This is a genomic window from Pseudomonas sp. Pf153 (assembly GCF_001269775.1).
GTDB classification, from domain to species: Bacteria; Pseudomonadota; Gammaproteobacteria; order Pseudomonadales; family Pseudomonadaceae; genus Aquipseudomonas; species Aquipseudomonas uvaldensis.
In genome coordinates this window covers 1-11,600 of the sequence record NZ_LHVL01000023.1, presented here as the reverse complement: position 1 = coordinate 11,600, position 11,600 = coordinate 1, and the positions used below count along the sequence as shown (strand labels likewise).

General features: G+C 60.5%; 8 protein-coding genes. 4 read left to right on the top strand and 4 right to left on the bottom strand.

From position 1 onward, the window contains the following. Positions 1-306: 306 nt before the first annotated feature. Together AD666_RS15205 and AD666_RS15200 are read right to left on the bottom strand one after the other, a co-directional pair. The gene (locus tag AD666_RS15205) at positions 307-882 is read right to left on the bottom strand and encodes an ANTAR domain-containing response regulator (RefSeq protein ID WP_053153356.1); all 576 of its coding nucleotides are present in this window, start codon (positions 880-882) and stop codon (positions 307-309) included. A gap of 14 nt (positions 883-896) precedes the next feature. Beyond that, positions 897-2,108, bottom strand: a complete 1,212-nt coding sequence (locus AD666_RS15200; RefSeq protein ID WP_053153353.1) for a CmpA/NrtA family ABC transporter substrate-binding protein — start codon at positions 2,106-2,108, stop codon at positions 897-899. A 239-nt stretch (positions 2,109-2,347) separates the two neighbouring features. Here AD666_RS15200 and AD666_RS15195 point away from each other — a divergent pair, with 239 nt between their 5' ends. Further along, entirely contained in the window at positions 2,348-3,367 is a 1,020-nt protein-coding gene (locus AD666_RS15195; RefSeq protein ID WP_053153351.1) for a quinone-dependent dihydroorotate dehydrogenase, read from the top strand. Positions 3,368-3,539: 172 nt separating this feature from the next. Here AD666_RS15195 and rmf read toward each other — a convergent pair whose 3' ends face one another. After that, entirely contained in the window at positions 3,540-3,755 is a 216-nt protein-coding gene (rmf, locus tag AD666_RS26095) for a ribosome modulation factor (RefSeq protein ID WP_003223300.1), read from the bottom strand. Between the two features lie 530 nt (positions 3,756-4,285). On the opposite strand from rmf, the gene rlmKL reads away from it, so the two are divergent. Together rlmKL and AD666_RS15185 are read left to right on the top strand one after the other, a co-directional pair. After that, positions 4,286-6,550, top strand: coding sequence for a bifunctional 23S rRNA (guanine(2069)-N(7))-methyltransferase RlmK/23S rRNA (guanine(2445)-N(2))-methyltransferase RlmL (gene rlmKL / locus AD666_RS15190; RefSeq protein WP_053153348.1), 2,265 nt, complete (start codon positions 4,286-4,288; stop codon positions 6,548-6,550). Positions 6,551-6,691: 141 nt separating this feature from the next. After that, the gene (locus tag AD666_RS15185; protein WP_053153344.1) at positions 6,692-9,076 is read left to right on the top strand and encodes a GGDEF domain-containing protein; all 2,385 of its coding nucleotides are present in this window, start codon (positions 6,692-6,694) and stop codon (positions 9,074-9,076) included. A gap of 112 nt (positions 9,077-9,188) precedes the next feature. On the opposite strand, the gene dacB is transcribed toward AD666_RS15185, so the two are convergent. Continuing rightward, positions 9,189-10,655, bottom strand: a complete 1,467-nt coding sequence (gene dacB, locus AD666_RS15180; protein ID WP_053153341.1) for a D-alanyl-D-alanine carboxypeptidase/D-alanyl-D-alanine-endopeptidase — start codon at positions 10,653-10,655, stop codon at positions 9,189-9,191. Between the two features lie 233 nt (positions 10,656-10,888). Between dacB and AD666_RS15175 the strand changes: the two genes are divergently transcribed. Next, positions 10,889-11,233, top strand: coding sequence for a YggL family protein (locus tag AD666_RS15175; RefSeq protein ID WP_053153338.1), 345 nt, complete (start codon positions 10,889-10,891; stop codon positions 11,231-11,233). Positions 11,234-11,600 lie beyond the last annotated feature (367 nt).

The following is an 11,600-nucleotide window of genomic DNA, read 5'->3' as shown; positions in this document are numbered from 1 at the left end:
AGCGATTTCGGCCTTAGCGACATCAATGCCAACAACCGTTTGCGAGGTAAGGATTGTCATAACAAATCCTCGGGGCTAGGGTTTAGGTGCTTGTCGGGGTCTACCTTTGCGCTGGCTTGCATCTATCGTCGATCTTGTCGATGAATTCCTTATTGGCGCTTTGGGTAGAGGGGGCGGGACGAGAAGTCTCCCACGGTCCGTACTGGCTAGAGTCGGAATCGAGCTTTTAGTCCCGCCCACCCCTTCAAGTCTAAACATACAAGCGAGCCTGCTCGCGATGACGCCGGGTCAGACGCTGCGAGGCCGTCAGCCCAACAACTCATTCATGGCAATGATCTGTTCCGCCACCTGAATCAGCTTCTGCTGGCGGCTCATGGCCTGGCGGCGCATCAGGGTGTAGGCCTGTTCTTCGTTGCAGGCTTTCATCTTCATCAGCATGCCCTTGGCCAGTTCGATGCGCTTGCGTTCGGCCAGTTGCTGGTCCCTGGCCAGGAGCTGGGCGCGCAGGGCCTGGTCGCTTTCGAAGCGCGCCATGGCCACGTCGAGGATCGGCTGCAGGCGTGCGGCGTGGATACCTTCGACGATGTAAGCGCTCACGCCGGACTTGATCGCCTGGCGCATCACATCGGGGTCGTGCTCGTCGGTAAACATGACGATCGGTCGTGGCTGGTCGCGACTGACCAGTACCACTTGCTCCATCACATCCCGTCCCGGTGACTCGGTATCGATCAGGATCACGTCCGGACGCACTGTTTCGACGCGTTCTGGCAAATCGATGGTCAATCCGGATTCGTCGATGACATCGAACCCGGCTTCCGTCAGGGCAGCCTTGAGACGACCGACTTTTTTCGCGGTGTCGTTGATCAGCAGGATACGCAACATGCTCAAGGCTCCTGTCAGCGGCTGGCGAGAAGGGGAGCCGCATCGCTCAAGGCGTGCAGTTTGAAGCAGCGGGCATACCCGGCCGGATCCGAACCGTCCCAAGTAATACCGTCGATCAATTGGCTGCTGCGCATGTCCTGACGGGGAGATGCGATGCCCAGTGCTGCACTGGCCTGGCGATACAGCGCCAGCTGTTGGACCTCTTGCGCCACGGCCAGGTAATCCGGGTCTTCACGTAACAGGCCCCAACGGCGGAACTGGGTCATGAACCACATGCCGTCGGACAGGTAAGGGACGTTCACTTCGCCGTCACCGTGGAAACGCATGGCGTGGGGATCCTGCCAGCTATTGCCCAAGCCGTCGGCATAGATGCCAAGCAGGCGGGGCTCGATGCAGTCCAGCGGTGCGTCGAGGTATTCGGGCGCACTCAAGAGTTGTGCGGTGCTGCGGCGATTCTCGCTGCTCTGTTCGATGAAGCGACTGGCCTCAAGGACCGCCATCACCAGGGCACGTGCGGTATTGGGGTATTGTTCGACAAAAGCGCGGGTGCAGCCCAGGACTTTTTCCGGGTGATCGGGCCAGATGGTCTGCGTGGTCGCCAGGGTGAAGCCCAGGTTCTGTTTTACCGCACTGGCGCACCAGGGTTCGCCGACGCAGAGGCCATCGATACGGCCGGCCTGCAAGTGGGCGATCATTTGCGGTGGCGGTACCACCACGCTGTCCACATCCGACAACGGATGAATACCCTGGGCGGCGAGCCAGTAGTAGAGCCACATCGCATGGGTGCCGGTTGGGAAGGTCTGGGCGAAGGTCAGTTTCGTGCGAGTTTGGTGCACATGGCGTTCCAGTGCCTCAGGACTGGTCACGCCCAGCGCTTGCAGCCCATGAGAGAGGTTGATGCTCTGGCCGTTCTGGTTCAGGCCCATCAGCACGGCCATGTCAGTCGGCGCGACACCGCCGATGCCCAGGTGCACCGCATAGATCAAGCCGTACAGGCTGTGGGCCGCATCGATTTCGCCGCTGACCAGCTTGTCCCGCAGGTTGGCCCAGGATGCCTGGCGCTTGAGGTTCAAGGTCAGGCCGTAGGGTTGGGCGAAGCCCTGAGTGGCGGCCACCACCACCGGGGCGCAATCACTCAAGGCCATGAAGCCAAGATCGATCGCGCTCTTTTCCGGAGCGTCGCTGCCATTGACCCAGGCCAGGGGGTTGGCTGGAATTTCATTCATCGGGCATCACCTTGCACATAAAAAGCGCCGTACCCGACAACTGCCAGAGCAAGGCCGGAGGACGACGCCGTTGTCCTTTAAATCAGTGTGGCACTCATTCCGTCGTTGGCATGAGCGTCGATGAGCACAAACGGTGCAAGGCATATGCCATCGGCACTGTTTTATGCAGGCGCCTCGCTGAACCGCCGCTGCGCGGCTATAATCCCCGCCTCATTTTGTCGCCCGAGTCAAAATCGCCCATGTACACCCTGGCCCGCGAACTGCTGTTCAAACTTTCCCCGGAAACCTCCCACGATTTGTCCCTGGACCTGATTGGCGCGGGCGGGCGCCTGGGCCTCAATGGGCTGCTGTGCAAGGCACCGGCGAAACTCCCGGTGAGTGTGATGGGATTGCAGTTTCCCAACCCGGTGGGCCTGGCCGCGGGGCTGGACAAGAACGGTGCAGCCATCGACGGCTTCGCGCAGCTGGGTTTCGGTTTCGTGGAAATCGGCACCGTCACGCCACGGCAGCAACCGGGTAATCCCAAGCCGCGCCTTTTTCGCTTGCCGCAAGCCGAGGCGATCATCAACCGCATGGGCTTCAACAACCTGGGCGTCGACCATTTGCTGGCCCGTGTTGCCGCCGCCAAGTACAAGGGCGTGCTGGGCATCAACATCGGCAAGAATTTCGACACTGCGGTGGAGCGCGCCGTCGACGATTACCTGATCTGCCTGGACAAGGTCTATGCCCACGCCAGCTACGTGACCGTCAATGTCAGCTCGCCGAATACCCCGGGGCTGCGCAGCCTGCAATTCGGGGATTCCCTCAAGCAGTTGCTGGCGGACCTGGCCCGGCGTCGCGCGGAGCTGGCACTGATTCATGGCAAGCATGTCCCGCTGGCGATCAAGATCGCTCCGGACATGACCGACGAAGAAACCGTGCAAGTGGCCCAGGCCCTGATCGAGACGGGCATGGACGCGGTGATCGCCACCAACACGACGCTGGGTCGCGAAGGCGTCGAAGGGATGGATCACGGTGATGAAGCGGGCGGGTTATCCGGCGCGCCAGTGCGTGACAAGAGCACCCACACCGTGAAGGTGCTGGCCGCCGAGCTGGCCGGGCGCTTGCCGATCATCGCCGCTGGCGGGATTACCGAAGGGCGCCATGCGGCCGAGAAAATCACCGCCGGGGCGAGCCTGGTCCAGATTTATTCGGGCTTCATCTACAAGGGACCTGCGTTGATTCGTGAGTCCGTGGACGCCATCGCGGCGTTGGGCTAGAGCCGGGCAAGAATCCCTCGCCACAAGGGTGTGTTTGAATGTGTGAAAGCCGCCCATTAAAAAGGGCTCCTCGAAGGAGCCCCTGGGCCGTAGCCCGCCGTCCGGATGGGACGCGCGTGGTTAAGTCGATGGTCGGATCAAATTGTCGAGTTCTGGAGTATTAAGCCCTGTGTCAGCCGACGGCGTGAAGTTCGTTGAGTCTATGGATACCCGCAGTGCCGGTCATACCGTCCCAGTTGTCGCCGCGTCCTTCTCGCCAGCCATTGATCCAGGCTTGACGTACTGACGGTAGAGTAAAGGGGCAAAGCTCACGGGATTTACCACCAACGCCATATTGGTAACCGCGTAAAAATGCTCTTTCCAACGGATCACGCTTAAGTCTTCTCATAGGGTGTTGCCCTCACTTGTTGACTGTTGCTTCGCGTCGACCTCTATCGAGGCCGGGGCAGAATCATTCTGCCGTTGGTGGCTCGTTGCCGGCGTGACGAGCCAAGGTGTTGGCGCCGTTGCGACGTCAACCTGTGTTGAGTTCTAACCAAAGCGTCACATGGATGGAATGATCTTTTTGTCATAAGCACGTAACAATAAAGATGCCAGAGCGATAAGTAACAAGCTGTTCACTGACCGCTTTTGAGCAAGACCCCTGTATGATCGGCCCTGCGTTGAAGAGGGCTGCGCTGGTTCGAATGAGAATGTCCTCCCGTTGCACTCGGGTACTATTCGACGAAAGGGATGAGTTTTCACAATTTGTTTTACAGAATTTTTAACCTGCCCCTGCATCTAAGCTCTTTTAACCTGAGCGGCGAGGGTGGAACGGCATACTTTCATGCCACCGGGTGCTCTTGAGAAAAGTACCTGATTGAACCCGACCGGCAATGCGTTGCCCGGTCCACTTGGCCAAAGGCTCTGGAAACTCCCATGTCCGACCGTTTTGAACTCTTCCTCACCTGCCCCAAGGGCCTCGAAGGCCTGCTGCTCGAGGAAGCCACCGGGCTTGGCCTTGAAGAGGCACGCGAGCACACCTCCGCCGTTCGCGGCATGGCCGACATGGAGACGGCGTATCGCCTGTGTCTGTGGTCTCGGCTGGCCAACCGTGTACTGCTGGTCCTCAAGCGCTTTTCGATGAAAAACGCCGACGACCTGTACCACGGCGTATTGGACGTCGACTGGCAGGATCACATGTTGGCCGATGGCACCCTGGCGGTGGAGTTCAGCGGGCACGGTTCGGGCATCGATAACACCCACTTCGGCGCACTGAAGGTCAAGGATGCCATCGTCGACAAGCTGCGTACGCCCTCTGGAGAGCGACCGTCCATCGACAAGCTCAACCCGGATCTGCGCATTCACCTGCGCCTGGATCGCGGCGAAGCGATTCTCTCCCTGGACCTTTCCGGCCATAGCCTGCACCAGCGTGGCTATCGCTTGCAGCAAGGCGCGGCGCCGCTGAAGGAAAACCTCGCCGCGGCCATCCTGATCCGTGCCGGCTGGCCGCGCATTGCCGCCGAAGGTGGGGCTTTGGCCGACCCGATGTGCGGTGTGGGCACGTTCCTGGTGGAAGCGGGCATGATTGCCACCGACATGGCGCCGAACCTGCGTCGCCAACAATGGGGCTTCACCGCCTGGCTAGGCCATGTGCCAGCGTTGTGGAAAAAACTCCATGAAGAAGCCACCGCCCGCGCTGCTGCCGGGTTGGCCAAACCACCGTTGTGGATTCGCGGCTACGAAGCCGACCCACGGTTGATCCAGCCGGGCCGCAACAACGTCGAACGTGCGGGCCTGAGCGAGTGGATCAAGATCTATCAAGGTGAAGTCGCCACCTTCGAGCCCCGTCCGGACCAGAACCAGAAAGGCCTGGTCATCTGTAACCCGCCCTACGGCGAGCGTCTGGGCGATGAAGCCAGCCTGCTGTATCTCTACCAGAACCTCGGTGAACGCCTGCGCCAGGCCTGCCTGAACTGGGAGGCCGCGGTGTTCACCGGCGCGCCGGACCTGGGCAAGCGCATGGGCATTCGTAGTCACAAGCAGTATTCGTTCTGGAACGGCGCCTTGCCGTGCAAGCTGTTATTGATCAAGGTGCTGCCGGATCAGTTCGTGACCGGCGAGCGCCGCACCCCGGAACAGCGTCAGGCCGAGCGCGATCTACAGGATCGGGTACCGGAAGTGCCGCAAGAGCGCCAGTACAACAAGAACGGCAATCCGATCAAACCGGCGCCGGCCCCGGCGCCCGTGGTCGAGCAGGCGCGCCTGAGCGAAGGCGGGCAGATGTTCGCCAATCGTCTGCAAAAGAATCTCAAGCAGTTGGGTAAATGGGCCAAACGTGAGGGCGTCGATTGCTACCGGGTCTACGATGCCGACATGCCCGAATACTCCATGGCCATCGACCTGTACCACGATTGGGTGCATGTTCAGGAATACGCCGCGCCGAAGTCCATCGACCCGGAAAAGGCCTCGGCCCGGCTGTTCGACGCGCTGGCGGCCATCCCGCAGGCGCTGAACGTCGACAAGAGTCGCGTAGTGATCAAGCGTCGTGAGCGCCAGAGCGGCACCAAGCAATACGAACGTCAGAGCGCCCAGGGCAAGTTCACCGAGGTCAACGAAGGGGGCGTGAAGCTGCTGGTCAACCTCACCGACTACCTGGACACCGGACTGTTTCTCGACCACCGTCCGATGCGCCTGCGTATCCAGAAAGAGGCAGCCGGCAAACGCTTCCTCAACCTGTTCTGCTACACCGCGACCGCCAGCGTCCACGCCGCCAAGGGGGGCGCCCGTAGCACCACCAGCGTCGATCTGTCGAAAACCTATCTGGACTGGGCACGGCGCAATCTGTCGCTCAATGGTTTTTCCGATAAGAACCGCCTGGAGCAGGGCGATGTGATGACCTGGCTACAGGACTGTCGCGACGAATACGACCTGATCTTCATCGACCCACCGACCTTTTCAAACTCCAAGCGCATGGAAGGTGTGTTCGACGTACAGCGCGACCACGTCCAGTTGCTGGACCTTGCAATGGCCCGTCTGGCACCGGGTGGCGTGTTGTATTTCTCCAACAATTTCCGCAAGTTCCAGCTCGAGGACAATGTGTGCGAGCGCTACGCGGTGGAGGAAATCACCGCCAGCACCATCGATCCGGACTTTGCCCGCAATGGCAAAATCCATCGCGCCTGGAAAATCATGTCACGTTGAAATGTCCCGATTGGATCCACGAAGCCTTGTATTTCAAGGCTTCCAGCCGTTTTCAGGGCTGGTCAAAGTGATGGCTAATAGCTATAACTAAAGCTGTGGTCAGGGCTGTATCCCATGCCTGCCCCTTTTCGAGTTGTCGTTATGGCATTGCATCCGGTACGTCCCAGGATCCTGGGTTTTATCAGCGAAGATGTCTCGGCCTGGCTGGTGGCTTCACTGGTCTTCCTGGCCGGCACCTGCATGACCGGTTTGCTGACCTGGGCAATGACCAATCTGTTCAACCAGCAACTGCGCCAACGTTTCGAGCTGCAAGCCGAGGAGCGTTTCAGTCGCATCGAGGAGCGGTTCCAGGACCAGGAGCAGCGCCTGGACAGCCTGCGGCGTTTCTTTGCCAATTCCTCGGGGGTTTCCAGCGAGGAGTTCCATGGCTACGCCGAAGCGTTGTTGCACCGTACCCAGGCGTTCGGTTGGGCACCACGCGTGCTTCGGGACGAGCGCCAGGCATTCGAGCAGCAGGCTCGCGCCGAGGGGATGGATGGGTTCTCCATCCGTGAGGCGGACGGTCACGGTGGCCTGCGACCAACTGCCGAGCGGGACGAGTATGTCCCCGTTCTGTACGTCCAGAGCCAGCCGTCCTCCGCCTCGCCAGTGGGCTTCGATCTGCTGTCCCAACCCTTGCGCCGGGCTGCACTTGAAGGAGCGCGTCAGCGCGATGCCCTGGTGGTCTCGCAACCCCTGGATTTGATGGGCACCGATCCGGCCTTCGCCCGTGGGGTCTTGCTGGTTGCACCGGTAAAAAGAGCAACGTCCCCGGAACCGTTCGGTTACGTGGTGGCCGCCATCAACATGCGCCGTCTGGTGGGCGATGGGTTGCCGGCGTCCGGCCATGAAAACCTGTCCTTGCGTGTCCTGGACCTGTCTACCGACGATCGGGAAGAAATCTTGTTCGAGTCCGCCGAACCGCCAGGTGAAAGCGATTTGTCAGCGATCCGCCTGCTGCGCCTCGGGAGTCATGATTACCGGATAGAACTGCGACCCAGTCGGATATTCCTGGCGGCCAATCATTCCTCGGTGTCGAGCCTGGTGGTGTTGGGTGGCTTGCTCAGTTTCCTGCTCAGCGCCTTGCTCTATGTGCTGGTCAGCCAGCGGCAGCGGGCGCTGACACTGGTGGAACAACGCACCCGGGAACTGCGTGCCCGGGAGCAGGAACTGCGCGGGACCCATAATCAATTGCGCGGTGTACTGGATGCCGCGACCCAGGTGGCGATCATCGCCACGGACTTGCGGGGCGTCATCACCACCTTCAACGCCGGCGCCGAACACATGCTGGGCTACCCAAGCCAGGAAGTCTTGCAGAGCATGACTCTGGAGAGCCTGCACGTTCCCCGGGAACTCCAGGCTCGGGCCGCTCAGCTCGCCGCACGCTTTGGCAAGCCGATCCCCACGTGCCACGCGATGCTGTTGGAGGGCAGCGAGCGTGGAGGGCAGCAAGCCCGGGAATGGACCCTGGTGCGTCGTGATGGCAGTCACCTGACAGTCAACATGCTGGCCACGCCGATGCTCGACGATCAGGGGCTGTGGGTCGGGCACCTGGCGATCTGCATCGATATCACCGAGCGCAAGCGTGTCCATGAAGCACTGGCCGCCAGGGACATGTTGCTGAAAAAACTCAGCGCCCACGTTCCCGGCGGTATCTATCAGTTCAAAATGGATTTCAATGGCCGGTTCAGCGTGATTTATGCCAGCGACGGCATCCGCGATATTTACGAGCTGGCACCCGATGTGCTGGTCCAGAACGCGGAGGCAATTTTCTCGCGCATCCATCCGCTGGACGGTGCCCGGGTTCGCGCTTCGATCCGCACTTCGGCCGATACCTTGAGCCCATGGCGTGAAGAGTATCGGGTACAACTGCCGCAACGGGGGTTGCGCTGGGTACGTGGCGAGGCGACGCCCGAACAGCTTCCGGGCGGTGGCGTGCTGTGGCATGGCTACATCTCGGACATTTCCGATCTCAAGCGCGTGGAAGAAGAGCTGCGGGCCTTGTCAGTGACCGATGCGCTGACCGGCATCCGCAACCGGCGTTATTTCCAGGAACGCCTGACCTCGGAGATGACGCGAGTCGAACGCGGCCCCGGCAATCTTTCGGTCATCATGCTGGACATCGATCATTTCAAGCGCATCAACGACCAGCACGGTCATGCGGTGGGCGACCGGGTGTTGCAGGCCGTCTGCCAGCGGATTACCCAGCGGTTGCGGCGTACCGATGTGTTCTGTCGATTGGGCGGTGAAGAGTTCGTGGTGCTGTGTCCCGACACTGACGGCGAAAGCGCCTACGCCCTGGCCAGCGGGCTATGGGAAGGTCTGCGCACTGCGCCGATCGACGACGTGGGTGTCGTCACGGCCAGCTTCGGTATCGCCAGTTGGCGCGCCGGAGAGGGGGCGGATGCATTGCTGTTGCGAGCCGACTCATGCGTGTACGCGGCCAAGCAGGCCGGGCGCGATCGGGTGGAAATGCTGTTGGGGTAGCGCGCTGGACGCGGTCAATGTGGGAGCGGACTTGCTCGCGAAGGCGATATGACATCCGACATTTGTATTGGCTGACACAACGCCTTCGCGAGCAAGCCCGCTCCCACAAGGGTTACAACACCGAAGCCGTCTGAGGCAGTTTCGGCTGCCGGTACAGGTCCAGCAGCACCTGGTCCAGCACTGACGAAGCGCCCCATGGCTTCGGATCGTTGAGAATCGCCACCACCGCCCAGGTATTGCCATTGACGTCCCGGCTGTAGCCGGCGATGGCCCGTACGGTGTTCAGCGTGCCTGTCTTGACATGGGCTTCGCCGGCCATGGCGGTGGTCTTGAGGCGTTTGCGCATGGTCCCGTCCGTGCCGACGATGGGCATCGAACTGATGAATTCCGCCGAGTACGGGCTACGCCAGGCCGCTTGCAGCATGGCGGCCATCTCTCGGGCGCTGACCCGTTCGGCACGGGACAGGCCGGAGCCGTTCTCCATTACCAGGTGTGGCGCGGTGATGCCTTTCTTGGCCAGCCACTGGCGCACCACGCGCTGCGCCGCCTTGGCGTCGTCACCGTCGGCTTCGTTGCGGAACTGCGCGCCCAGGCTCAGGAACAGTTGCTGGGCCATGGTGTTGTTACTGTACTTGTTGATGTCGCGGATGATCTCCGCGAGGTCCGGCGAAAAGGCCCGGGCCAGCACCTTGGCGTTGCCTGGTGTCGACGCCAGGCGATCCTTGCCCTGGATGCTGCCGCCCAGTTCCTTCCAGATCGCCCGTACCGCACCGGCGGTGTAGGTGGCGTGATCGAGCAACGACAAATAGGTCTGGGAACTGCACCCATCGCCGAGCTGGCCGCCAACGGTCACCGTCACGCTGCCGTCTGCCTGGGGCACCGGATTGTACCGCACGCCGCCGGCGCATTGCTTGGAGTTGACGGCCTTGACCTGGTTTTCGATACGGATACTGGCAATCGGCGGCTCCACCGACACCAGCACCCGGCCACCGTCGTTGCGGGCGACGAAGCGCAGGGCCTTGAGGTTGACCAGCAAGGAGTCGGGCTTGACCAGGAAGGGTTTGTTTTCGTCATTGCCGTCGTCGTTGAACTCGGGCAGTTGCGGCTGGATGAAGAAGCCACGATCCAGCACCAAGTCACCGGTGACTTGCTGCACGCCGTTGGCTCGCAGGTCGCGCATCAGCAGCCAGAGTTTTTCCATGTTCAGCTTGGGATCGCCGCCGCCCTTGAGGTAAAGGTTGCCGTTCAGAATTCCGCCGCTGAGCGTGCCATCGGTATAGAACTCGGTTTTCCACTGGTGATTGGGGCCGAGCATTTCCAGGGCCGCGTAAGTGGTCACCAGTTTCATGGTGGAGGCGGGGTTGACCGAAACGTCAGCGTTATACAGGGTCGGCGTACCAGGGCCGTTGAGTGGCACCAGCACCAGGGACAGGGCATTGTCTTGCAGCTTGCTGGCCTTGAGGGCCTTTTGCACGTTGGGCGACAGGGCGGTGTTGATCGTGGCGGCGCTGGTGGAGACGGGGAGAGCCAGGGGAAGAAGAAGGCTGGCTAGAAGCAGTGGACGAAAAGACTTGATCATTTGAAATAAAACCCTGCGGGCGAGGGAAGAAAAAACGAGGACACGAAAATTGAACGTCCTCAACGGTCATGAATGTGTCGGCATTATGCCCCAAGGTGCAGCGGCTTTGCCGAGCACGAGCCCTTCCAGGCGCTATTTTTTTACCGACGGTAGGCTGGCGCGCCGATCAGACGGGCAATCGGTGCTTCAAACTGGTAAAGTGCCGGCCGTTATTACTGATGAGGATTGTTTCAATGGCGACTAACCGTTCCCGGCGTCTGCGCAAAAAACTTTGCGTGGATGAATTTCAAGAGCTGGGTTTCGAATTGAACCTGGATTTCAAAGAAGATCTGGCCGATGAGGCTGTTGACGCTTTCCTCGACGCATTCCTGAAAGAAGCCATGGAAGCCAATGGCCTGGGCTATGTGGGTGGCGACGACTACGGTCTGGTCTGCCTGCAGAAGCGCGGCTCGGTAAGCGAAGAACAGCGCACGGCCGTTGAAACCTGGCTCAAGGCTCGTCCTGAGCTGACCAGCGTCGAAGTCAGCCCGCTGATCGACGTGTGGTATCCGGAAAAGCAGATCAACGCTCAAGCGTGATGGTCTGGAACCGGCGACCCGATGAGGGCGCCGGTTTTTTTGTGCCTGTCTTTTGAGGTCGGGTTGCTCTCTCGGCCGCCTTCGCGAGCAAGCCCGCTTGTATGTTTAGACTTGAAGGGGTGGGCGGGACTAAAAGCTCGATTCCGACTCTAGCCAGTACGGACCGTGGGAGACTTCTCGTCCCGCCCCTTCTACCCAAAGCGCCAATAAGGAATTCATCGACAAGATCGACGATAGATGCAAGCCAGCGCAAAGGTAGACCCCGACAAGCACCTAAACCCTAGCCCCGAGGATTTGTTATGACAATCCTTACCTCGCAAACGGTTGTTGGCATTGATGTCGCTAAGGCCGAAATCGCTGTATATCG

Excerpts from the sequence above, each read along its gene's own strand:
- AD666_RS15205 (WP_053153356.1), bottom strand. The coding sequence starts at position 882 with ATGTTGCGTATCCTGCTGATCAACGACACCGCGAAAAAAGTCGGTCGT.
- AD666_RS15200 (WP_053153353.1), bottom strand. The coding sequence starts at position 2,108 with ATGAATGAAATTCCAGCCAACCCCCTGGCCTGGGTCAATGGCAGCGAC.
- AD666_RS15195 (WP_053153351.1), top strand. The coding sequence starts at position 2,348 with ATGTACACCCTGGCCCGCGAACTGCTGTTCAAACTTTCCCCGGAAACC.
- rmf (WP_003223300.1), bottom strand. The coding sequence starts at position 3,755 with ATGAGAAGACTTAAGCGTGATCCGTTGGAAAGAGCATTTTTACGCGGT.
- rlmKL (WP_053153348.1), top strand. The coding sequence starts at position 4,286 with ATGTCCGACCGTTTTGAACTCTTCCTCACCTGCCCCAAGGGCCTCGAA.
- AD666_RS15185 (WP_053153344.1), top strand. The coding sequence starts at position 6,692 with ATGGCATTGCATCCGGTACGTCCCAGGATCCTGGGTTTTATCAGCGAA.
- dacB (WP_053153341.1), bottom strand. The coding sequence starts at position 10,655 with ATGATCAAGTCTTTTCGTCCACTGCTTCTAGCCAGCCTTCTTCTTCCC.
- AD666_RS15175 (WP_053153338.1), top strand. The coding sequence starts at position 10,889 with ATGGCGACTAACCGTTCCCGGCGTCTGCGCAAAAAACTTTGCGTGGAT.